The 22,979-nt window shown below is 64.7% G+C and carries 24 protein-coding genes; 13 read left to right on the top strand and 11 right to left on the bottom strand.

Annotated features, from left to right (window positions below; translation table 11 throughout):
- From BZL41_RS05580 to BZL41_RS05545, 8 genes are all read right to left on the bottom strand, one after another.
- Positions 1-1,215 carry a PAS domain-containing sensor histidine kinase gene (locus BZL41_RS05580; RefSeq protein ID WP_095598376.1) on the bottom strand — a complete coding sequence of 405 codons (1,215 nt, stop codon included), beginning with the start codon at positions 1,213-1,215 and terminating at the stop codon, positions 1-3.
- A gap of 122 nt (positions 1,216-1,337) precedes the next feature.
- Positions 1,338-2,813, bottom strand: a complete 1,476-nt coding sequence (locus BZL41_RS05575; RefSeq protein ID WP_095598375.1) for a sigma-54 dependent transcriptional regulator — start codon at positions 2,811-2,813, stop codon at positions 1,338-1,340.
- 220 nt (positions 2,814-3,033) lie between these two features.
- Positions 3,034-3,330, bottom strand: coding sequence for a flagellar protein FliT (locus BZL41_RS05570; protein WP_084336211.1), 297 nt, complete (start codon positions 3,328-3,330; stop codon positions 3,034-3,036).
- 28 nt (positions 3,331-3,358) lie between these two features.
- Positions 3,359-3,739 (bottom strand): flagellar export chaperone FliS, encoded by a 381-nt coding sequence (fliS, locus tag BZL41_RS05565; RefSeq protein ID WP_095598374.1) that lies wholly within the window; start codon positions 3,737-3,739, stop codon positions 3,359-3,361.
- A gap of 56 nt (positions 3,740-3,795) precedes the next feature.
- Positions 3,796-4,197 carry a flagellar export chaperone FliS gene (gene fliS / locus BZL41_RS05560; protein WP_095598373.1) on the bottom strand — a complete coding sequence of 134 codons (402 nt, stop codon included), beginning with the start codon at positions 4,195-4,197 and terminating at the stop codon, positions 3,796-3,798.
- 2 nt (positions 4,198-4,199) lie between these two features.
- A complete protein-coding gene (fliD, locus tag BZL41_RS05555; protein WP_095598372.1) occupies positions 4,200-5,579 on the bottom strand; it encodes a flagellar filament capping protein FliD in 1,380 nt (459 codons plus the stop codon).
- A 71-nt stretch (positions 5,580-5,650) separates the two neighbouring features.
- Complete coding sequence (locus BZL41_RS05550; RefSeq protein ID WP_095598371.1) at positions 5,651-6,037, bottom strand: flagellar protein FlaG; 387 nt, start codon at positions 6,035-6,037, stop codon at positions 5,651-5,653.
- A 75-nt stretch (positions 6,038-6,112) separates the two neighbouring features.
- A complete protein-coding gene (locus BZL41_RS05545) occupies positions 6,113-7,303 on the bottom strand; it encodes a flagellin (RefSeq protein ID WP_095598370.1) in 1,191 nt (396 codons plus the stop codon).
- 529 nt (positions 7,304-7,832) lie between these two features.
- Here BZL41_RS05545 and BZL41_RS05540 point away from each other — a divergent pair.
- The 12 genes from BZL41_RS05540 (at position 7,833) to BZL41_RS05485 (ending at position 18,452) form a co-directional block, all read left to right on the top strand.
- Complete coding sequence (locus BZL41_RS05540; RefSeq protein WP_174706133.1) at positions 7,833-10,016, top strand: hypothetical protein; 2,184 nt, start codon at positions 7,833-7,835, stop codon at positions 10,014-10,016.
- 36 nt (positions 10,017-10,052) lie between these two features.
- A complete protein-coding gene (locus BZL41_RS05535) occupies positions 10,053-10,352 on the top strand; it encodes a hypothetical protein (RefSeq protein ID WP_095598369.1) in 300 nt (99 codons plus the stop codon).
- A gap of 206 nt (positions 10,353-10,558) precedes the next feature.
- Entirely contained in the window at positions 10,559-11,359 is an 801-nt protein-coding gene (locus BZL41_RS05530) for a hypothetical protein (protein WP_095598368.1), read from the top strand.
- Positions 11,360-11,404: 45 nt separating this feature from the next.
- Complete coding sequence (locus tag BZL41_RS05525; protein WP_218224434.1) at positions 11,405-12,583, top strand: RICIN domain-containing protein; 1,179 nt, start codon at positions 11,405-11,407, stop codon at positions 12,581-12,583.
- Positions 12,584-12,800: 217 nt separating this feature from the next.
- Complete coding sequence (locus BZL41_RS05520; protein ID WP_095598367.1) at positions 12,801-13,535, top strand: Crp/Fnr family transcriptional regulator; 735 nt, start codon at positions 12,801-12,803, stop codon at positions 13,533-13,535.
- A 66-nt stretch (positions 13,536-13,601) separates the two neighbouring features.
- Positions 13,602-14,195 carry an RNA polymerase sigma factor gene (locus BZL41_RS05515; RefSeq protein ID WP_095598366.1) on the top strand — a complete coding sequence of 198 codons (594 nt, stop codon included), beginning with the start codon at positions 13,602-13,604 and terminating at the stop codon, positions 14,193-14,195.
- Between the two features lie 95 nt (positions 14,196-14,290).
- A complete protein-coding gene (locus tag BZL41_RS05510) occupies positions 14,291-14,530 on the top strand; it encodes a RebB family R body protein (protein WP_084336221.1) in 240 nt (79 codons plus the stop codon).
- A gap of 29 nt (positions 14,531-14,559) precedes the next feature.
- Entirely contained in the window at positions 14,560-15,210 is a 651-nt protein-coding gene (locus BZL41_RS05505; protein ID WP_095598365.1) for a hypothetical protein, read from the top strand.
- 18 nt (positions 15,211-15,228) lie between these two features.
- Positions 15,229-17,418 (top strand): hypothetical protein, encoded by a 2,190-nt coding sequence (locus BZL41_RS05500; protein WP_095598364.1) that lies wholly within the window; start codon positions 15,229-15,231, stop codon positions 17,416-17,418.
- Positions 17,419-17,429: 11 nt separating this feature from the next.
- The gene (locus tag BZL41_RS05495; RefSeq protein ID WP_095598363.1) at positions 17,430-17,609 is read left to right on the top strand and encodes a hypothetical protein; all 180 of its coding nucleotides are present in this window, start codon (positions 17,430-17,432) and stop codon (positions 17,607-17,609) included.
- A 24-nt stretch (positions 17,610-17,633) separates the two neighbouring features.
- Positions 17,634-17,843, top strand: a complete 210-nt coding sequence (locus tag BZL41_RS05490) for a hypothetical protein (protein ID WP_095598362.1) — start codon at positions 17,634-17,636, stop codon at positions 17,841-17,843.
- A 78-nt stretch (positions 17,844-17,921) separates the two neighbouring features.
- A complete protein-coding gene (locus BZL41_RS05485; RefSeq protein WP_095598361.1) occupies positions 17,922-18,452 on the top strand; it encodes a hypothetical protein in 531 nt (176 codons plus the stop codon).
- A gap of 122 nt (positions 18,453-18,574) precedes the next feature.
- Here the strand turns inward: BZL41_RS05485 and BZL41_RS05480 are convergent, their stop codons facing one another.
- Positions 18,575-19,543: a DMT family transporter gene (locus BZL41_RS05480; protein ID WP_095598360.1), complete on the bottom strand. Its 969-nt coding sequence runs from the start codon at positions 19,541-19,543 to the stop codon at positions 18,575-18,577.
- 273 nt (positions 19,544-19,816) lie between these two features.
- Here BZL41_RS05480 and BZL41_RS05475 point away from each other — a divergent pair, with 273 nt between their 5' ends.
- On the top strand, positions 19,817-20,035 hold the full coding sequence (locus BZL41_RS05475; RefSeq protein ID WP_095598359.1) for a DUF6316 family protein: 219 nt from the start codon (positions 19,817-19,819) through the stop codon (positions 20,033-20,035).
- 68 nt (positions 20,036-20,103) lie between these two features.
- Here BZL41_RS05475 and BZL41_RS05470 read toward each other — a convergent pair whose 3' ends face one another.
- Together BZL41_RS05470 and pap are read right to left on the bottom strand one after the other, a co-directional pair.
- Positions 20,104-21,288 (bottom strand): thiolase family protein, encoded by a 1,185-nt coding sequence (locus tag BZL41_RS05470; RefSeq protein WP_095598358.1) that lies wholly within the window; start codon positions 21,286-21,288, stop codon positions 20,104-20,106.
- A gap of 108 nt (positions 21,289-21,396) precedes the next feature.
- Complete coding sequence (gene pap / locus BZL41_RS05465; protein WP_095598357.1) at positions 21,397-22,884, bottom strand: polyphosphate:AMP phosphotransferase; 1,488 nt, start codon at positions 22,882-22,884, stop codon at positions 21,397-21,399.
- Between the last annotated feature and the right edge of the window lie 95 nt (positions 22,885-22,979).

Here is a 22,979-nt window from a genome sequence, read left to right as displayed (position 1 = left end):
TCACTCCCGATTGACCGGTTGGGCCGCCGGAATCAGCGGCAACTGAAGGATGGCGCAGGTCCCGCGACCGACGCGCGAAAGCAGGCGCAGCTCGCCCTGGTGGGCACGGGCCACGGCCTTGACCACCGCCAGGCCGAGGCCGGTGCCGGTGGTCTTGGTGGTGAAGAAGGGTTCGCCCAGGCGCGCCAGGGTTGCGGCGTCGATGCCGGGACCGTTGTCGCTGACGCACAGGCGCAGGGTGTCGCCCCGGGCGTAGAGGTGGACCTTCAAACCGGTGTCGCTGCCACCGGCCTGGATAGCGTTTTCGATCAGATTGACCACGGTGCCGACCAGGGTGTCGCGGTTGCACAGCAGCTCGCCCTCGCGGGCGTCGCATTGCCAGCGAACCTGCATGCCCTGCACGTGAGACTCCGCGGCGGAACGCAGCGCCGCGAACAGCTCGGTAGGCGCCAGGCGATCCGGCAGCGGCAGGTCGCCGCGGGCGAAGATCAGCATGTCGCGCACCTGATGCTCCAGCTCGTGCAGACGCTCCTTCAGGCGTCCGGCGAAACGCTGCTGCTGTTCGGTCGGCAACACCTGCTCGGCCAAGTGGCTGGCATACAGCAGGGCAGCGGTCAGCGGTGTGCGAATCTGATGAGCCAGGGATGCCACCATGCGTCCCAGGGAGGACAGGCGCTCGTGGCGGGCCAGTTGGTCCTGCAGACGACGGGTTTCCGTCAGGTCGGTGAGCAGCACCAATTGCCCCGGCTCGCCCTGCAGCGAGCGGGTGGCGATGGACAGACGGCGCCCGTCCTTCAGGGAAATCTCATGGCCATCGTCCTTGCGTGGAGCGAAGCAGCGGGCGATGACGTGGCGCCAGAGCAGGCCCACCAGGGGCTGGCCGAGCAGATTGCGCGCCACCGGGTTGGCCTCGCGGACCACGCCCTGGCCGTCGATCACGATGACCCCGCCGGGCAGCAGATCGAGCAGACTTTGCAGACGCATGGCCAGGCGTTCTTTTTCCGCCAGTTCCTGCATGCGCTGGGCACTGACCAATGCCAGTTGCCCCTTCAATTCATTGACGCGCGCCTCCAGCAAACCGTAGGACTCGTTGAGCTGGGAAGACATCTGATTGAACAGCGCCAGGGTCTGTTCCAAGCCGGCACGGCCAGCATCCTCAAGGGCGATGGCCTGTTCCGTTGCGGCGGGGTTTTGCGGGCGGGCGGCTGGGTTCATGAGTCTCTCTCGCACGTCGGACCGTCAGTGGACGGTCAGGTCGAAAGAGACTTAGCAATACCCGTGCCTAAAAATTAGCGCTTTATTTTCAAAGACTTACACATACGCGCCGGAAATACGCGTCAATCCTCCGGCTGATCATCGTCGTCGCGACGGCTCATGCCGTACTTGCGCATCTTTTCCACCAGGGTGGTGCGACGGATGCGCAAGCGTTCGGCGGCACGGGCGACGATGCCGCCGGCATCGTCCAAGGCCTGCTGGATCAGCCCCTGTTCCAGGTTGCCGAGGTAATCCTTGAGGTCCAGTCCCTCGGGCGGCAGCATCGCCGGCGACGACATGCCCGGCAGGCCGGCGTTGATCGCCGCACGCTCTTCCAGCTCCTCACGGAGGCTGGCCGCCAATTGTTCGTCCTCGTCATCCACGTGACGGAATTTCTTCGGCAGCTCGGACACGCCGATCACCCCGTAGGGATGCATGATCGCCATGCGCTCCACCAGGTTCGCCAGCTCACGCACGTTGCCCGGCCAGTCGTGACGGCAGAGCGACATGATGGCGGCCGAGTTGAAGCGGATGGAGCCACGCTTCTCATGCTCCATGCGCGAGATCAGCTCGTTCATCAGCAGGGGGATATCCTCCACCCGCTCGCGCAACGGCGCCATCTCGATGGGGAAGACATTGAGACGGTAGTAGAGGTCTTCGCGGAAGGTCCCCTGCTCGATCATCTTCTCCAGGTTCTTGTGGGTGGCCGCGATGATGCGCACGTCCACCGTCTGCGTCTTGTTGCTGCCGACCCGTTCGAAGGTCCGCTCCTGCAGCACGCGCAGCAGCTTCACCTGCATCGGCAACGGCATATCGCCGATCTCGTCGAGGAACAGCGTACCGCCGTTGGCCAGTTCGAAACGCCCGGCGCGACTGGTGATAGCACCGGTAAAGGCGCCCTTCTCGTGGCCGAACAGTTCGCTTTCCAGCAACTCGGCCGGAATCGCACCGCAGTTCACCGGCACGAAGGGCGCCTCGCGGCGCTTGGAGTGGTAATGCAGGTTGCGCGCCACCACTTCCTTGCCGGTCCCGGACTCACCGAGGATCAGCACGCTGGCCTCGGTATCGGCGACCTGCTGCATCATCTGCCGCACGTGTTGGATAGCGCGGCTGGTACCCACCAGGCTGCGGAACAGGTTCGGTTCGCGTTGACGGCCGCGTTCGCGGGCTTGGTCGTACATCTCGCGGTAAACCTGGGCCCGGTGCAGGGAATCGAGCAGCTTGTTGTAGCTGGGTGGCATTTCCAGGCTGGCGAGTACGCGACGGCGCACGTCTTCCGGCCACTCCGGCGACGCCGATTCGCCGATCAGCACCAGTGGCAGGTATTCGTCCCAGCTGCCCAGTTGTTTGATCAGCTCCAGCGCACCTCCCTTCGACTCGACAGAACCGAGCAGGACGCTCAGCACGTCGCGGCTGGCATCCAGCGATTCGACCGCAGCCCGCCAGTCGGCGCTGCCGCAGGCCAGATGCTCCTCGCCCAGGAAGTTCAGGATGACCGCCAGATCGCGGCGGCGCTCGTTGTTATCGTCGACCAGCAGGATTCGGGTTTCACGCCACATCTGTCAGGTTCTTTTTCCGGAGGAGGCAGAGGGGTGACTACACTCGCGTCAAAAGCACGAAAGCGCCATCATTTAGCCACTAATTTAAGTCAAAAATTTGAAGCGTGTCAATTTTATGGCGTGAAATTAATGGTTTTTCTGCCGGATTGCACCCCCTGGCTGGGGTGCAATTCATGAGGCATGAGACACGAAGAGGGAGCCGATGGGCTCTGGGGGAGGGTCAACCGAAGAGTTGGTAGACCTTGGCGCGCTGGGCCGACTGGTTGAGCTGGATCAGCTCGCCGGCCAGACGCTGCTGCTCGCGACTGCATACGGCGATCAGTTCACGGTAGAGCGACAGCAACTCCTGCATGCGGCTGCGCAACAGATTCTCGTCGCTGGTTTCGGCGTCCATCGCCTCTTCCACGGCCAGGCGGCACTGCTGATCGAGTTCGCCGATGGCTGTCCAGTCCTGCCGCGACAGCGCGTCGCGCAGAGCCGAACCGGTTGTTTCGAGGCGCTGAAAAGCTGGATTCATGGTGTTCTCCTCGTCGTCGATCCGGTACTCAGGGCGCAATGCCGTCCCAGCCCGTCTTGACTTCCCGCAGCAGGCCCGCCACTTCGTCGACCAGCGCCACGTCGTTGTTCACGTTGGCCTCGACCAGTCGGGAGACCATGTATTCGTAAAGGCTGTCCAGATTGGCCGCGATCTCGCCGCCCTTCTGGTGATCCAGACCTTCCCGCAGGCCGCCGATGATGGCGATGGCCTTGCCGAGCAGTTCGCCCTTGAGCGAGGTCTGCCCGCGCTCCAGAGCCCCCTTGGCTTGCGCCAGGCGGGCAAGGCCGCCTTCGAAGAGCATCTGGATGAGGCGATGCGGGCTGGCATCCAACACCTGGACCTGGGTATTCACCGTCTGGTATTGCCTGAGGGCTGCCATTGCATTCATGGGTCGATCCACCTGTTCAGTTGATACCTAAGGTATCGGTGAACGGCGGAAAAACTTTATGCCCCCGAAGGCAAATTCGTCGCCTTGACCTCTTCATGCTCGCCGATGGCATCCCATGCCTCCTTGATTTCCAACAACAGCGCTTCCACCTCGTCGAGACTGCGTGGCGTGTCCTCAAGGGCGACGCCGGCCAGGCGCCGGGTCATGTAGTCGTACAGTGCGTCGAGGTTCTCGGCGATCTGGCCGCCGAGCTGCTTGTCCAGGCTCGCCTGGAGCACGCCGAGGATGCTGATGGTGGAACCGACCGCCACGCCGCGCGTCTCGCGATTGCCTTGCGCCTGAGCGAGGCGTGCCAGGGAGATGCGCTCCAAGGCGCCGGCCAGGAGCATCTGCACCGCCTGGTAAGGAGACACTTCGAGGCTGGTCTTGACCTGCTTGTAGGTATCGATAGAACTCATGGTCAGCTGCTCTTCTTGACGACGCCGGGGAGATTGGAGAACGCACCGGACATCCAGTCGCTGGTCCGCTTCAACTGGCCGACCAGGGAATCCATCGCGTTGTATTGCGTGTAGAGGCGCTCCTGAATCTTGGCGATGCGGAGCTCCAGGTCAGCCTTCTGGTCGTCGACGCTATTCAGCGTCTGCTGCAGCCCACTGACCCGCTGCTCCAGCACGCCGCCGGTCTTGGTATAACCATCGACCTTTTTGTTCAGACGGGCCATCAGGCCATTGTCGCCGGTAAGGAAGCTGCCGACCGCGTCATAGTTGCTGTCCAGCACTTCGCCGAGCTTGGTGTCGTCGATCTTCAGCGTGCCGTCCTTCTGCGTGGTGATGCCGAGATCGGCCAGCACACGCAGGTCGCCGCTCCCCATGGGATTGGTCAACTCGCTGCGCACGCCGCTGACCAGGCTGCGCACCGTGGCGTCGCCGACCAGGTTGCCGGTGACCGGCTCCTTGCCTTCGCCCACCGACACCACGCTGGTCAGCGTCTTGGTGGTGGACATCAGCTTGTTGTAGGCGTCGACGAATTTCTTCAGGTTTTCCTTCACCGCCGAAGTATTTTCGCCGACGGTCAGGGTGACGGTCTTGCCGGTCTCCGCTTGCAGCAGATCGAGGGTCACGCCCTCGATGACACCGCTGACGGAGTTCTTCTCGCTTTCGATCTCCAGGCCGTCGATCTTGAACTTGGCGTTGGCTGCGGTGCTCAACGCCGCCGGCATGTTGGTGACCAGGGACTGGAGATCGCTACCCGCGTCGGCAACGCTCATGGTCAGGTCGTTGCCGGCACCGGTCTTGTTCGACGACAGCACCAGCCGGGAGGTGTTGGCCACCGGATCGGTGACGATGTTGGCGCTGATGCCCTGGTCCTTGAGCTGCGTGTTGATCGCGTCGCGAACGTCCTTGAGGCTGGCGCCATCGGCGATGTTCACGTCGAAACTGGAGCTGCCGCGGCCGATGGTCAGGGTACCGCCAGCGGCGAACGTAGAGGTGGAGTCGCCGCTCACTGCGCCGGATGCGATCTTGCTCGCCGACGCCAGTTGGGTGACTTCGATGCTGTATTTACCGGCAAGGGCGGTCTTGCCGACCGTCGCGGTGAGTCGCGCGGTATCGGAAGAGGTTGCCTTGCGGGTATCGAACAGGCTGAGATCGTTCAGCCCCTTGATGGCGCTCTGGAAGTCGCTGACCGCACTCTTGAGCGTCCCCAGGGCGGAGATCTTGGCGGTCGTCTGAGATTCGAGACGCTTGAGCTGCGCTTCCTTCGGCGCCTTCTCGGCCGCCGTCAGCGCAGAAACGATGGAGTCGATATCGATTCCAGAACCCAAACCCGTGATGCCAGCCATATCCTGTGCCTCGTCAAAGAGTCGACGGTTACCCGTCGCAATAGGCCAAACCAATCAAGAAGCGTGCCGATTCAGACCTGGGTCTTGAACAACAGGCTGCGCATTTCCGAAAGGCTTTCCGCGAGCTTGAGCGCCTCTTCGGAAGGAATCTGTCGGATCACGTCGCCGGATGCGGCGTCGGTGACCTTGACGACGATACGGCCGCTGCCATCGTCGAGGGAGAAATTGATATCGCGTCGGACCGACTGCACGAACTCCTGGATGCTGCTCACCGCTTCTTCCAGTTGGTCGCGGCTCACACCGGCGGCGACGTTGCTGGAGCGCTCGGCCTCGGAGGCCTCGGCGCTGGCGGCGGCGGTCGGCTCGGCTGGCTTGGAGGCCGCTTCCCGAGCGCTGCTGGAGACGGTGGGCTGGGTGCTGCGCGGCACAGACCAATCGTTTATCGAGCTGATGTCCATCTTTTTCCCCTCACAACGAGGCAATGGGAGGAAGGGTTACCCCCTTCCTCCCATCGGTTGGCGCCGTTTTGCCGATTAGCCCAGCAGGCTGAGCACTGCTTGCGGCAGCTGGTTGGCCTGGGCCAGGATCGAGGTACCGGCCTGCTGCAGAATCTGGTTCTTGGTCAGATTAGCAGTTTCGGCAGCGAAGTCGGTGTCCTGAATCCGGCTGCGTGCGGCCGACACGTTCTCACCGATGTTCTGCAGGTTGCCGATGGTGTTCTCGAAGCGGTTCTGGACCGCACCGAGGTCGGCGCGCTGCGCATCGATCTTCTGGATCGCCTGGTCGATGATGATCACCGCCTTCTGCGAACCGATGACGTCGGTGATGTCCACGTCGGCAACCAGGTTGTCGTCGGTGACGTCGGCCAGGCTGACAGCGGTGGTGGTCGCAGCGGTCTCGGCATCGGCCACGGAAGCACCGGAACCGAAGGAGAAGCTCTCGATCTCACCGGCAGAGCTGCCCGAACCCAGAGCGGTCACCAGATCGATGTCGCCGGAGTCGTTGACGAAGGCACCGATGCCGATGTTGGCGTCGTTGATCACGGTGGCCAGGGCCTGGACCTGCTCGGCCTGGGTGGCGCCGCTGGCGAAGGTGGCGCTGAAGGTCTTGGCAGTGCCGTTGGCCATGGTCACGGAGATGGCGATGGCACCCGATGCGTTGGCCGCACCCGCAGCAACGTCGCTCGCGGCGATGCTGCCGGAGGAGAAGGTAGCCTCCATCGATTCGGTGCTCATCTCGTCGATCTTGACGCTGATGGTTTCGTTCGCGGCGCTACCGACCTGGAAGGTGGTGGTGCCGAAGGTACCGTCGAGCAGTTTCTTGCCACCGAAGGAGGTGGTGTTGGCGATACGGTCCAGTTCCTTCTTCAGCTCGGTCACTTCGGAGTTCAGTGCCTTGCGTTCTTCGGAGCTGTTGGAGCCGTTGGCCGATTGCAGGGCCAGATCGCGCATACGCTGCAGGATGGAGGTGGACTGCTGCAGGGCACCTTCAGCGGTCTGGGCCATGGAGATGCCGTCGTTGGAGTTCTTGACGGCGATGTTCAGGCCGTTGACCTGGCTGGTCAGGCGGTTGGCGATTTGCAGGCCGGCGGCGTCGTCCTTGGCGCTGTTGATGCGCGAACCGGTGGACAGGCGCTGCAGGGACACATCCAGAGCCTTGGAAGAGGTGTTCAGGTTGCGCTGGGTGTTCAGCGATGCAACGTTAGTGTTGACGGTCAAAGCCATGATGGTTGTCCTCCGTAGGACCTTACTTCGTTTGCCTGGGCTTGCGACTCTGGCCTGCAATGCTCAGGCAACCGTTGAGTTCGCATTCGTTCTTTGTATCGGCCCTTGCGGAAATTCCTTTAGGGCCCTTCCCTCAATTTTTTTCCAACTACCGCCAGAGGCCGTGTTTGACGCGGGACTTGGCGGGTTCGTATGGCTTATCGGCATCACCCGGAAAGACTTGAGGGCGAAAAAAGGCCCCACCGACAATCATCGGTGGGGCTTCCTCATATAAAGGCAGCCGTCGAGGACGTCGGGCTCTGCAAAGGCACACGAACACTGCCCTACCGTTCGGCGCCTCGCCGTCGTGGCGTTTTGACTTTCACCGGGACGCTTCCATACTTTTCCACGCCATGCGCATTGAGCATGACATCAACCGAAAGGGATCCCTCAACCCAGGGGGGCCGTACCGGTTCATGCAGTTCGCTCGCGTCGTGGTGGTTGGCATTACGGGCAGGTAGGCCCTCTTGTTGAATAGGAGTGTTCAACGATGTCCAGCCATTCCCGAACCACGACGTTCCCGCCCCTCCCCGATCTGCTGACCTCGCCGACCCGCGCCGATGCGCCCACCGCGGCGCTGGACCCATCGATCGCGACCGCGTCGCTGGGATCGATCGTGTTTCCCCCGATCCATTCCCTGCGCGCCGGCTGCTGGTTGCTGAACTACAAGCCCACGGGTGCGCCGCTGGTGTCCTACGACGGTACCCTGCGGGTGGAAAGCCATAGCGGCGGCCGTACCGTCAGCGGCGACCTCTACCAACGGCCCGTGATCTACCTGCCGCTCAACCTCAGCGCGCCCCTGCCCGCCCAACCGGGCAAGCCGACGCTAGTGCCCGAACTGTCGTGGAAGCCCATCCTCCTGGGCGGTCCTAACCCGGCCAACGGCATCCCGATCCTGGCACGCTCGCGCTACCGCTATTACGTGCGGGTGACCGCCCTGCCGGAGTACTTCTACTTCGGCAATACCTTCACCCTCGGCTTCGAGCTGTGGCGCTTCACGGCGCCGAACACTTGGGTGAACGAAACCACGCTGACCGCGCAGATGGTGCGCATGAGCGGTCCGGCGGGCTACCCGTCCCCTGCCGACTACGCCGAAGGCGATGTCAGGAATGCGTCCAACACGGTCGTCGGCCGCCTGACCATGGGCTGGCTGTCCACCTACTACCGCCGCTGCACGGTCGAGATCGACACCGTGAGCGGCTCGGAGCGGCCGCTCGCCAGCGGCGTCGGCCACACCTGGCAGACGGTGATGGACGAAGTCGGCTGGCAAGTGAACCTGCACCTCAGCGACGTCGATGTCGCCGAAGCCAGCGGCGCCTCCTGGTCCAATACCGAGATGCACGCCTCCATGCTTGCCCGCCGCGCGGCCGCCAACCTCGATGCGGAATGGCGCTACCACGTGCTGGCGGTGAAGAACATCGACTCGACCCCGCGCGGGATCATGTACGACAACGGCGGCACCGACTCCAACAACGTGCCGCGCGAAGGCATCGGCATCGCCTCGCACTGGATCATCGATGCCGGCTGGGGCACGGTCAGCGGCCAACGCTTCGGCACCGCCGACGCGCCCTACTTCCGCACCGCCGTGCATGAGATCGGCCATGCCATGGGCCTGTACCACAACTTCGCCGACCTCGGCTTCATGTGCACCAGTGACGTGATCGCCGCCGCCGGCACTCCCGGTACGCCATTTCCCAGCAACATCCAGTGGTCGTTCCACCCGGACAACCTCAAGCAATTGCGCCACTACCCCGATCCCTTCGTGCGTCCCGGCTCGGTGGCTTTCAGCGGCGCCTCGATGAACACGCCGCTGATCACCCCCACCGACCTGGAAATCGACGTGGAAGGCCTGGCACTGGAAGTGAAACCGCTGCTCGCCGAGCTGCCGCTGGGCGCGCCGGTGCGGGTGGATATCGCCCTGGTGAACCGTGGCGACCGGGCGATCCGCGTCCCGGCCAACCTCAGCCTGAAAGGCGAGTTCGTCAGCGGCAGCGTGATCGATCCGGCCGGTACGGCCCGCTCGTTCCGCACCGTGGTGCATTGCCTGGAGGATCACGCCTTCAACCTGTTGCAGCCGGGCGAGCGGATCGAAGACTCCATGACCCTGCTGCGCGGCGCCGAGGGCGCCCTGTTCGGCACTTCGGGCGTGCATGAAATCCAGGTCGAGGTGCACTGGGACGTGGAAGGCATGGTCGCCCGCGTGGCCGGCAGCGCCACCGTGATGGTGACCGCCGCGGTCGATGCCCGGCATGCGGAGGCGGCGCACCAGATCCTGGCGACGCCCGATGCGCATCTGGTGCTGGCCATCGGCGGCGATCACCTCACCGAGGGCATCAAGGCGATCCAGTGTGCCCTCGACTCGCCGGTGCTGCGGCCGCATTACGCAGTCATCGAAGCCAAGCGGGTCGCGCGCCGCTTCAGAAACCGCAAGGCCGACCTGAAGGCCGCCGCGGCGCTGCTGGAAGACGGCTGCGTGATGAGCCCCCGTGAGCTGGGCAAGCTGGCGAAAGCCGCCAGCCAGGCCGATGCGGGCGGCGCACCGCTGAAAGAACTGTCCAAGCAACTCAAGGCGAGGGCGAAGAAAATGGCCCTGCCGGTCGCCGACCGGCGGGCGCTGGATGCCCTCGACGAGCGCGACAGCGGCAAACCCGATACGCCCCGTCTGCGCGCTTGAGCGACCACCGGGCGAAACGCGGAGAGGAACAGGACGATGACAGCGCACGATCCACGGCTGGTGGGAAGCTGGCAGAAGATCGACGACGCGGCCTGCGCGGCGAAGTACGCTGCGCACCTGCGCTTCGAGCCCACCGGCCTCTACTTCGGCAGCACCGAACCCGCCGGCGGCTTCACCTGGTGGGACGGAGGGACCTGGGCGACGGATGTACCCGGACGCCTCGCGCTGTCCCTCGCCAACGACGAAGTGGTCACCTACGCCTATTCGCTCGACGACGACACCCTGATCGTGGATGACCCTTCGGGGTGTCGCTTCCGCTATCGCCGCGCCCTTTGATCGGTGTCCTACCGAACGACCTCGGCGGAGAACGCTCGCCGAGGTCGCATTTCCAGCTCAGGCAGGTAACTCGAAGCAGGTGGCACACCCCGAGTGAGGTCATCCACGCTTTGACAATTTCCTGCCCTGGTGACGCTGCGATCCCGGTTTCGCCTTGCTAGGTTCCGTTTCGGGCATTTCCCCGCCGGTAACCGAGACAGCACTCCATGCCACTACACCACAAGGCGGCGCTCGCCTGCGCCGCCATACTCTGCACGGTCGCGTCCATCGGCTGGCTACTGGCCTCCGGCACCCAGGCCACCAATCACCAGGCTGCCTCGGTGAAAGCCGACGCCCCTACCGCTTCGACCCAACCGGGCAAACCCGCACCGGGCCCGGCCGACACTGCCGCGGCGCAAACCGGTAAACCGAAGCAGGACGACGAAAAAACGCTGCAACTGCTCATGCAGCCCGACCCCAACCCCTACTACGCCACCTTCGGCGACCGCCTGCAGGAAGTGTTGGCACGGCGCGACGGCCAGGCCGTGGACCCGAAAAAACTCTGGACGGCCCTGCAGGAAAAAGCCGCCTGGAAACCCCTGGAGGGCTCGCCCGACCAACTGCCGCTCACGGCGGAACAACGCAGTGACGGCCGCGAATTCATCAGCATCGACCCGCTCAAGATCGAGTCCCTGGTTCCCGGCGATCACCTGGAAGTGCCAATCGCCCAGGCCAACCAGACCTACGACGTCGTCATCGACCACGTGCGGTCGACGGATGGCCAGAGCATGACCTGGTCCGGCCACATCGAGGAACTGTCCCAGGACAACCAAGTGACGATCACCCGAGGCAACGGGCTGATCGTCGGCGGCATCACCACCCCCCAGGGGCTCTATGCCCTGCAGGCCCACGGCAACCAGGGCTGGATCGCGACCAGCGCCACCCTGTTCAAGGGAGGAGACAAACACATCGAGGTTCCGTCCGGCCAGGGCGGCGCGGCCACCGATGACCATCCCGCCGGGCACTGAGCCCGGCCTCCACAAACACTCAGGAACATAACCACGATGCGAACGATGCGCTCATTCGTATGCCAGGCAGGCATGACGACTGCGTTGGCCCTTCTGCCGCTGGCCATGGCCCAGGCCGCCCAGGTCGACCTGCTGGTGACCTACGACGACTACAGCAACACCTATTTCAATGGCGACGTCCAGGCCGCCATGCAGAACTGGGTCGAGCAGATCAACACCATCTACGCCAACAGCCAGGTCGACGTGCAACTGCGTCTGGTCGGCGTCATGAACCACAACGATCCCGGCACGGAGATGGGCGATGTGCTGGGCAGAGTGCGGACGGACAGCGCCGTGGCGCAGAAGCGCGCCGAACTGGGCGCGGACTACGTCAGCCAGTTGCACAAGAGCGGCTACTGCGGCATCGGCTACCTGGCGATCCATCCGGACTGGGCGTTCAGTGTGGTAGGCCCGGATTGCGGCGCCCAGGCCATGGCCCACGAACTCGGCCACACCATGGGCCTGCACCACTCCCGGCGCCAGGGCAACACCAGTGGGGTACGTTACGATTACGCTCTGGGATACGGTGTCGACGGCGTGTTCGCCACCGTGATGGCTTACGGGAGCGCCTTCGGTGCCCCCTCGGTACCCAAGTTTTCCAACCCTCGGATTACCTGCAACGGCTTGCCCTGCGGCGTGGAGGCCGGTCAGCCCGAACAGGCGGATGCCGCGCTGGCCATCAACAACGTGCGCGACGAAATCGCCGGTTTCCTGCCGACCAAGGTCACCCAGGCAACGCCGGCAACCGGCGCCCTCGCCAACGGCACCTACAGCATCAAGGCCAAGCACAGCGGCAAATGCCTCGATGTGAGCGGCGCCTCGACGGCGGACGGCGCGGCGCTGATCCAATGGACCTGCCACCAGGCCAACAACCAGCGCTGGGTCCTCACCGCACTGGGCGACGGCTACTACGAGGTGAAATCCAAGCACAGCGGCAAGTGCATGGACGTTACCGGCGCCAGCACTGCAAACGGCGCACGCCTGCAGCAATTGGCGTGCTCGCGCGGCAACCAGCAGCAGTGGCTCATCGAGGCCGAAAGCGACGGCAACTACCGCATGACCGCCCGCCACAGCGGCAAGGTCGCCGATGTACTCGGGGTATCGCTGAACAATGGCGCGGCCTTTACCCAGTGGAACTGGCTGAACGGCAACAACCAGCAGTTCACCTTCACGCGCCTGGAATGATCCATGTCCCACGGGTGCCGCCTCACGAAGGCAGCACCCGTGCCGTTCACCGTACCCTCACTCGCTTCCCACTGTCGCCGCCGTAACGGCCATGGCTCCGGTATTTCTTCTGTAACAGCCTTCACAAATCGACGCTGCGCACGTCCCACTGACTGATCCTTGAGAGCCGCCGTACCGCCTCATCGGAGCTACCGATCAATCAGGCCAAGGCGAACGCATGCATTCGAACGAGTCAGCGGAAGACAGCCTTCTGCGTCGCGAAACCCTGTCAGGACAATCCCATCTGTTGCGCGGCCTGCCGGCGGAGCTGATCCGGCACGTCGCCCTCCATTCGACCGAACGGACCCTGCGTGACAAGGACGTGCTGTTTCTCAAGCACGACCCCGACGACTTCATCGCGCTGGTGACCACCGGACAGATCTACACCGTTCTCTACGGTCCGGACGGCCGCGAGCTGATCATCAACGACATCGGCCCCGGCGAGGTGGTCGGGGAAACCGCACTGATCCAGCCGAGCCGGCGCGAGACCTCGGCCTATGCCTCAGGCCCCACGCGGGTGCTGATCCTGGGCCGGCGCCACTTCGCCCCGCTGATCGCCAACCCGACCTTCCTCGAGCGCGCCCTCGCCCTGCTCTGCTCGCGGCTGCGGGAGGCCTCCAGCTTCGTCGAGATGGTCTGCTTGCATCGCCTGGAATCCCGCCTGGCTCGCTACCTGCTGGCCAGCCTGGCGCAGGATGCGTCCGCCTCCGACGCGGCCAGCGCCGCGTTGCCGGCCAACCAGAGCATCCTCGCGGCGATGCTCAATGCCAGCCGGCCGAAGCTCAACGCCCAGTTGCAGAGCTGGAAGCGCCAAGGCCTGATCAGTTGCCGCAGCGACCGCATCCTGATCAACGACATCGGCCAGTTGCGGCGCATGGCGGAACTGCCCTCCGGCGCAGTGTCACCCAGGTAACAGCGTCACCGGGCATGCCCCACTCAGACTGCCTCCCAGGCATGAGCACACAGGGAGGTGGCAACGATGGAGTGTCTTACCCGGCTGAATGGCGGCTTCCTCGGCATCGACCGGCTCTTCGAGCAGAGCTGGCGCGCCGTCCAACCGAACCTGCGCAAGCGCGCGCAACGCCTGGCCCGGGGCGACCGCGAGCGCGCCGAAGAGTGGCTCAGCAACACCGCGCTCAAGGCCTTGCTGTTTCTCCGCCGCGCCCCCGAGCGCGTCCGCGATCCTGAGGGTTTCATGTTCCTTGTCCTGGAACACGTCTACCTGGACAGCGCCCGCCACCACCAGCGCGAGAGCCGGCTGTTCGACCATGGCGTGGACCTGCACAGCGAGCAGATCGACCGCTTCGCCTCGCCTGCCAACCTCCTCGAACGCCTCGAACAACTGGAGCGGCTCGCCCAGATCGGCGCCGCGGTCGCCCGCCTGCCGCTGCCCCAGCAACGCCTGTTCGAACTGCGCTTCATCGAGGAGCGCCCCTACGCCGACATCGCCGATGAACTGGGCATCACCCAACCCTTGGTGCGCAAGCGCGTGCAATTGCTGCGCAACCGGTTGGGCGACCAGATTTTTTCGCAGGGGCGTTCACAACACGGCGGCAGCCGCGTTCCTTCCTGACGAGCGATTCGGACACGCGGTGAGCAAAGGCCCCTCTCCCGATCCGGGAGCGGCGGCACGACGAAGCCAGCCGTTTTCATCCCAAGGAGAGTTCCATGGCAGACAACACAGAGGTCAATCCGCAGATCACCGACGCCGTCACCCAGACCAACGTCAAGGTGGTGGCCGAAGCCCCGGCCCAGGCCATCGCCTCGCTCTACCAGGTCGCCAGCCACTCGGCCGGGCTTTCGCTGCAGAACGCCGTGTACAGCCAGCAAGCCCTCAACCAGATCTCCACCGCCGTGGTCTCCAAGGCCGTGTCGATGATCATGGCAATCGGCGAAAAGACTTCGTGATCGGCTAGCCCAGGACAGGAGCACAGCCTATGTTCGGCTTCGGCAAGAAACCCGCTTCCCCAGAAGGCACCGGCGACGGGACGACATCACCCGCATCCGATGAAACGACGAACACACCCGCACAGGACGATCCCCCGGCCGCGCCCAGCCCCGGCGTTACGCTACCGAAGCGCCCCTCGACCCTGTCGGCGATGACCGACCGCCTGCTCAATCAGTCCGGCAAGGCCACGCCACCCGACACCAGCGCGCTGAACAGCCAGATCGTACAGGCCGTGCAGTTGAGCAACGCGGAAACCGCCAGCTATGCGTCGTCGCAGATCGCCACCGCGCCGGACATGATGATCAGCCAGGCCTCCGCACTGGTGGCGCAATCCGCCGCCAACTACTTCGACGGCGTGAGCAAGATCGCCCTGGCGAGCCAGGCCGTCCTGCTCAAGCAAATGACCGAGAACATCGCCGAGAACAAGCTCGCCCAGGCCGCCGAGGACGCCCTCGGCGCGCTCGCCACCGACCTGCTGATGGGAGCCGCCGCCGCGGTCGCCGCCGCTGCCGGCGCGCTCGAAGCCGAATCGGCCAGTTTCGCCATCGACAAGATCGACCAGAGCATCGCGAAGTACGCCGACACCCTGGCCAACCGCAACGGCAAGACGACGCCGCCCTCCGGCGGCGACGCGTCCTGATAGCAGGAGAGCACGCCCATGGCCTACTTCACACTGGATAAGCCGACCCTGTTCATGGGGTATCCCTTCGACTTCCACAGCCACTTCGCCGGCATCCTGCCGGTGGAAAGCCGCATGCACTGGTCCGCCGCCGACTGGCCCGCGCAGCCCATTCCGCTGCCGAAGGGACGGAGCACCGCCTTCCAGGTCGCCAAGGGCCAGGAGCTATCGTTGATCGGCCTGCTGATGGCGAAGAACGGCGTCCACCCGGACGCCCCGCACGAGGCGAGGGAGAAGGCCCGGGAAGCGGCGCACTACGAACTCTTCGAACTGGCCCTGCAACGCACCATCGCCCGCAACCCTTTCCTGGCCTTCGACAAAGAAGCCTACCTGCGCGGCGAATGCGCTGCGGAAAGCACCTACCTGGCCTGCGCCATCCTGCTCCAGCGCTTCGGCAACCTCGGTGTCGCCCCGGCCATCGACCAACCCGACCTCTACCGCACCGTCGTCGAGCTGCTGCGCTCCGAGGCGGTCCGCGACGCGGAAACCTTCGAGCTGGTGCGCTATTTCAACCGCAAAATCTGGACGGCCAACAAATACACGCCGTTCGACGATGCCTACTGGACCCGCGGCATCATCCGCGAACGCCACACCGAGCTGTTCGCCGGATTCACCCTCTGCTTCCTGCGCGAAGAGGGCATCGCCTACACCCAGACGGCCACCGGCGAAGACGAGATCGACGACCTGAACGCGCTGTTCGCTGCCTTCAACCAGGCCCACGGGACCGCCTACCGGCTGCTCGCCCACACCGCCCACGGTTACACGGCGCTGACTCCGTTCAACAAGGACCTGGCGGCCATCCGCACGCACTTCGAGCTGGACGGCGACACCCCGAAAAGCCCCACGCTGGTCGGCATCGACCTGCTCGGCGCGGAAACCCGCACGGGCTTCTACCGCGACTTCTTCACCTTCGTCCTGGGCTCGCTTCCGCTATTCAAGAGCTACGCGGACAAGAACCCGGACACCCGCAAGGTGGTGCTGCACATCCATTGCGGCGAAGGCACCGGCATCTCCGACAACAACCGCTCGCTGTGCGGCTACTTCCTGCGCAACGCCACCCATGTCGAGCCCGCCGCGTTCTATCGCAACCTCTGCGCCTACGCCTACAAGTGCTACGCCAACACCCTGCTGCAAGGCCCGGTGAAGCAGCGCGACAAGCGCAACCGCGGCCTTTCCACCGACGACCACAGCGCCCTGGCCGGGCTGTTCGACGAACTGTTCCAGGACAACAGCCTGACCGTCGCCGGACTGCGCTTGCGTCGCTTCGACATCACCAGCGCCACCACCCAGAGCCTGGTCGCCTACTACGCCCGGACCAACATCATGAACCTGAGCCGCGCACTCGACGCCCAGGACGGGCAAGGTCCGACCAACTATGAGCGGCTGACGGAGCCGGACTCGCCGTTCACCTTGCGCATCGGCCACGCCTACCACTACCGCAACTACATCGCCAGCAAGTACCCCGCCCTGCTGTTCGACACCAACCTCGGCAGCAACTTCATCACCGGCGCCGCCGGCCTGTTCGACTCCGCCCAGGCCTACCGCCTCAACCGCGGCCTGCGCCACCTGAATGGCTTCATCGGCACCGACGTGCTGCGCGAGCTGATCGATGCCGTGGCCTATCAGGGCGAAGAGCGCCTCGACCAGTCCCAGATCGACTACGTCTACGGCCTTACCGCGGGCGAAGCGGCGTTCCACCAGGGCATGCAGCACTTCCCCCAGCACCTGCCACCCGGCACGCCGGCAGCGATAGGCGACCGGCTGCGCTTCTACTTCCAGCAGCAATGCGATCTGCATCGACCGCTCTGCGAGGGCAAGGGATACCCGCTGTTGCAGCTCTACCTGAAGCTGTTCGCCCAAGTGCTGAACTGGCGCTCCTACCTGCTCGGCGCCGACGGCCAGGGCGTGGAGCATTCCAACGTCCAGGACGAGGCCATGCGCATGAGCATCCTGCTCAATTACGGCCTGGCCAGCCGCGAAGGCCGGATTCTCGAAGCGTCGCTGGAAAACACCCACCGGTTGTTCGTCGCCCTGGGCAAGGCGTACTGGGACGCCACCATCGGCACGCCCGGGGAGCCGGCCATCGCCCTCGAGTGGCGCCGGCTGAGCCGGTTGGAAGGCTTCGAATCGCCCGACTCGGTCGTGCTGATCGAGTCCCGGCGAATCTGAGGAGACCCACCATGCCCTCCCTCGTCCAGTACCTGATTCGCAGCGAGTCGAACGGCCCGGCAACCGGGGTAGCCGAACCGCCGGCACCGCCCGTCGAAGCCCCGGCGCGACCCCGTACGGGCAAGCGCCTGATCGAAGTGCAGGACAGCGACGTGGCCAAGCTGTTGAGCCTGCTGAAACTGCTGAAGTGAGCCCACCCCACCAGGAGAACCGCCATGCAAGACGAACTGGAAAACCTCAAGGAACAGGTCAAGTCCCTGCTCTCCGATTGCCTCAACCAGTGGTTGCAGTCGCTGTCCCAAGACCACCCGAACGACATCCTGGCACGCCTCAGCCAGATGGCCCTGCAACTGAGCACCGCCCATACGGCCCTGCACACCGCCTCGGCCCTGTGTACCCCCCCAACCGGCGACGGCAGCAGTTGAAGGCGGAGCCGCACATCCCACGGGCGTGCCTGCCCGGCACGCCCAACGCCACACATCGCCTCACGGGAGGGAGCACCCATGGCCACTTCGGACGAACTGAACCAAAGCCTCAACCGGCTGGCGGAAAGCTGGCTGAAGCGCCCACTGACCGCCACCGAACGGCAGCAGTTGCAGCAATTCCAGCTCGGCCTGGCCGCCAAGGCCGGCAACGACCCCGCCGCCCTGGCGCGACAGCAGGTCGAACAGGCCATCGAGGCCGGCAAGCAGCAGACCCAGGACTCGATCCGGCAAATCCTGCAGAACGTGCAGAATGCATCGACCCAGGCCCTCCAGGCCCAGGAGGACGGCGAACAGGCGATCCTCAAGGCGGTGACGGCGGCCCACTCCCTGGCCGACCTGCACCCGACAATACCCGGCGCCGCCCAGGCCGGTACCGACCCGGCGGCAACCGCACAGATCGCCAGCCGCCTGGAGGAACTGGTGAAGAACGAGGTACAGAAGTGCTTCGAACAGAACTTCGGCGCGCTCAGGACCCAGCTCGAAAACGCCATCGCCGCCCTCAACGAAACCCGCAAGACCACGCCATCCGGCACACCGCCCCGGTCATAGCCTGCTGAGAAGGCAGAAGGTCCTGTAGAGGCGAATTCATTCGCCTAGGGGCGGTTACGTCGGGTGAATGAATTCGCCCCTTTTTGTGCTGCCGCGTGAGTGAATGAGCCCGCTCACACGGCCTACATGCCCAACTCTTCCTCACTCCGAGCCCGCCGTGCTCTCCAGCCGGCGAGCATGGATGGGCCGATGGCGGTGAGTGCCGAGCCCAGCACCACCAGCAAGGCTCCGCCATAAGCGAGGGTGTTGATCTGCTCCGGCTGTACGTGGTCCGGCCAGAGGCTGGCGGCCAGGGCGACGGAGCCGAAGGTCACCAGCGGGGTGATGGCCAGGGTCGCGCTGACCCGCGAAGCTTCCCAATGGGCCAGGGCTTCGGCGAAGGCGCCATAGGCCACCAGGGTGTTCAGGCAACAGGCCAGCAGCAGCCAGCCTTGCAGCGGGCTCAGCTCCAGAACCTGAAGCGGCAGGGCCCAGGGGGTGATGAGCAAGGCGCAGCCGAGGTAGATCACCATCATCACCTGCAGCGAGTTCCACACGGTAAGCAGTTGCTTCTGCGCCAGCCCGTAGAAGGTCCAGACGAAGGCCGCCAGCAATACCGTGAGCACCCCGGCGGTATAGGCAGTCAGCGAGGTCAGCAGCTCGCCCAGGCGCTGATTGAAGAACAGACCGAAGCCCACCAGCAGGATCGCCAGGCCAATGCCCTGCCCCAGGCTGAAACGCTCGCGGAAGATGAACAGGCTGCTGATCAGCAGGAGGATGGGTGCCACCTGGATCACCAGTTGGGTGGTGCCGGGGCTGAGCAGCTTCAGGCCGATCAGATAGAGCACGTAGTTGGCCGTCAGCCCGGCGATGGCCGCGGCCACCAGCCAGGCGCCCTTGCGCCCCAGCGGCCGGAAGCGCGGCAGGCGGCGGGTCGCGGCGAGGTAGGCCAGCAACAGGGAGCCGGACACCAGCAGGCGGTACCAGGTCACGGTGATCGGGTCCATGACCTGCAGGACCTCTTTCAGCTTGATTGGCAGGATGCCCCAGAGCACGGCGGTGAGCAGGGCGAGCGACAGGCCGTACAGCCAACGGCCGGATGAGATGTGCATGGCAGCCTCGGAGCGACCCCGAATGCGGGGGAATGACGGGCGGGCCGCGACCGACCATTCTAGGGAGTGTGCCAGCAGCGGCACAGCCACAGTTCCTGTCCATTGCGTCAGGCAACTGTACCGATCGAGCAGCGGGATTCGTCAGGCGTTTGGCGCCCAAAACAGCGATTCTCGTCGATCAGGAAGAGTTTCCGACCACTGGTCGCCCAATCAGGCAGGCCTGCCAGGCCGAATTAGACTGAAATTAGCCAGTCTGTCTCGGGAGATTCGACCATGTATGGAAAACGCGCAGTCGATGCACTGCCTGGTACGCATTACCGGAGTGATCGCATCAGTTCGGTGAACGGCCAATATTTCTTCGCCACCCGCGAAGGTACGCTCGAAGGCCCCTTCTTCACCCGGGTGGACGCCGAACACGAAATCAGCCGTTACATCCAGCGCATGCAGCAATCCAGTGCCCTCTACGGCCGCGCGGTCCCCAGCCGCAACTGACGGGCACCGCACCCTCTTTCGAGGAGGCAGGCTCCGTTCGACACAGAGCCTGCCCACCCATTTTTGCCTCAGCGCACCGCTTCGAACAGCCCGGTCGCGCCCATCCCGCCGCCCACGCACATGGTCACCACGCCGTAGCGCAGCTTGCGCCGCTGCAGTTCGCGCACCAGATGGCCGACCTGGCGCGAGCCGGTCATGCCGAAGGGATGGCCGATCGAGATGGAACCGCCGTTGACGTTGTACTTCTCGTTGTCGATTTCCAGCCGGTCGCGGCAATACAGGCACTGCGAGGCGAAAGCTTCGTTCAGCTCCCAGAGATCGATGTCGGCGACGCTCAAGCCCTTGGCCTTGAGCAGCTTGGGCACCGAGAACACCGGGCCGATGCCCATCTCGTCCGGCTCGCAGCCGGCGGCGACGAAGCCGCGGAAGAATGCCTTGGGCTTGAGGCCGAGTTCCAGGGCCTTGTCCAGGCTCATCACCAGGGTCATGGAGGCGCCATCGGAGAGCTGCGAGGCGTTGCCGGCGGTCACCGAACCGTCCTCGGCGAAGGCCGGCTTCAGACCGGCGAGGCTTTCCAGGGTGGTGTCGGGGCGGTTGCAGTCGTCGCGGTCGACCACACCGTCGAGAATCTTCTTCTCGCCGGTGGCCTTGTCCTCCACCAGATACTTCACGCTCATCGGCACGATTTCGTCGGCGAACAGACCCTCGGCCTGGGCTCGGGCGGTGCGCTGCTGGCTTTGCAGGGCGTAGAAATCCTGCTGCTCGCGGGTCACGCCATAGCGGCGAGCGACGATCTCGGCGGTCTGCCCCATGGGGAAATAGATACCTGGGAAGCGCTCCTGGATGAGCGGGTTGTAGAGGTGATCGGTATTGACGCTCTTCAGGGTCAGGCTGATGGACTCCACCCCGCCGGCGACGATGATGTCGCTGCAGCCGGACGCCACCTGGTTGGCGGCGATGGCGATGGCCTGCAGGCCGGAGGAACAGTAACGGTTGAGGGTCATGCCGGCGACCTGGATGCCCAGGCCGGAAAGCACCGCCACATTGCGGCCGATGTTGTAGCCCTGGGCGCCTTCGTTGGAACCGGCGCCGACGATGCAGTCGTCCACCAGCGCCGGATCGAGATCGTTGCGCGCCAGCAGCGCGTTGACGCAGTGGGCCGCCATGTCGTCCGGCCGGGTCTGGTTGAACTTGCCGCGGAAGGACTTGGCCATGCCAGTCCGCACGCTGTCGACGATCACCACTTCACGCATGGCACACCTCTTGTTGTTCTCAGGTTGACGATCAGCCGAGCATAGAACCGCCACGTCGCCCGCGGCGACGATCATTCATCGGCCGTATGCGGCGCCATGGCGAGCGATTCAATCCCGCGCGAAGGCCGCCTCCAGCGCATCGTTAAGGGTGCGCAGCACCTTGACCCGGGCGAAGCGCTTGTCGTTGGCCTCGACCAGCGTCCAGGGCGCGATCTCGCTACTGGTGCGGTCGACCATATCGCCCACCGCATCGCTGTACCTGTCCCACTTCTCGCGGTTGCGCCAATCGTCCTCGGTGATCTTGAAGCGCTTGAAGGCGGTCTGCTCGCGCTCCTTGAAGCGCTGCAACTGGGTGTCCTTGTCAATGGCCAGCCAGAACTTCACCAGCACCACGCCGGCACGGGTGAGCTGTTCTTCGAAGTCGTTGATCTCGCCATAGGCGCGCAGCCAATCCGCCTCGCTGCAAAAACCCTCGACCCGCTCCACCAGCACGCGGCCATACCAGGAACGGTCGAACAGGGTGAACATGCCGCGCCCAGGGATGTGCCGCCAGAAACGCCAGAGGTAGGGCTGAGCACGCTCCTCCTCGGTGGGCGCGGCAATCGGCACGATGCGATACTGCCGCGGGTCCAGCGCCCCCGCGACACGGCGGATGGCACCGCCCTTGCCGGCCGCGTCGTTACCCTCGAACACCGCCACCAGCGCGTGCTTGCGCATGCGCTTGTCGCGCATCAGTCCGGCCAGGCGCGCCTGCTCGGTGGCCAATTGTTCCTTGTAGCGCTCCTTGTCCAGGCTCTGGCTCATGTCCAGGCTGTCCAGCAGGCCGAGGTTGTCCAGGCTGGAAACCAGCGGCGCGGCGTGCGGCTGGCGGGCCGGCCGGTGCTTGTTGGCCAAGGCCGCCTGCATGCCCTCCAGCAGGATGCGGCCGACGGTCAGGCTTCGGTAGTGCTCGTCGAAGCCTTCCACCACGTACCAGGGCGCGTAGTCGCGGCTGGTGCGGCGCAAGACCCGCTCGCCGTAGCGCACGAACTTGTCGTAGGTCTTCGACTGCTGCCAGTCCAGTGGGCTGAGCCGCCAACTGTGCAGCGGGTCGTCCTTGAGCGTCTTCAGGCGCGCTTTCATCTGCTGCTTGGACAGGTGGAACCAGAACTTGAAGATCAACGCACCCTCGTCGCAGAGCATGCGCTCCAACCGCTCCGCCCCCTCGATGGCCTGGTCCAGCACCGGGTCCTTGAAGTTGCCGTGGATCCGCCCCTGGAGCATCTGGCTGTACCAGTTGCCGAAGAAGATGCCCATCCGCCCCTTCGGCGGCAGCCGCCGCCAATAGCGCCAGGCCGGAGGGCGGGCCAGCTCCTCGTCGGTCTGCTGGTCGAAGGTTTCCACCTGGATCAGCCGGGGGTCCATCCATTCGTTGAGCAGCTTTACCGTCTCGCCCTTGCCGGCGCCCTCGATGCCGTTGATCAGCACGATCACCGGGAAACGCGCCTGCTGCTGCAACTCATACTGGGCCTCCAACAATGCCTCGCGCAGCACCGGCACGTCGGCGTCGTAGGTGTCCTTGTCGATGGCGTGACCGATCTCGGCAGATTCGAACATGCAGGCTCTCCCTCCTGAATAGCTTTCAACTCAATGGGCTCACCGCCCCGATTCGCACAGCCTAGCGGATTGATACAGACCGTGTGGGCGCCGGA

The sequence above is a fragment of the Pseudomonas sp. PIC25 genome, assembly GCF_002286785.1.
Lineage (GTDB): Bacteria > Pseudomonadota > Gammaproteobacteria > Pseudomonadales > Pseudomonadaceae > Pseudomonas_M.
The sequence above is the reverse complement of the archived record's forward strand: the minus strand, read 5'-3'. Positions and strand labels throughout refer to the sequence as shown.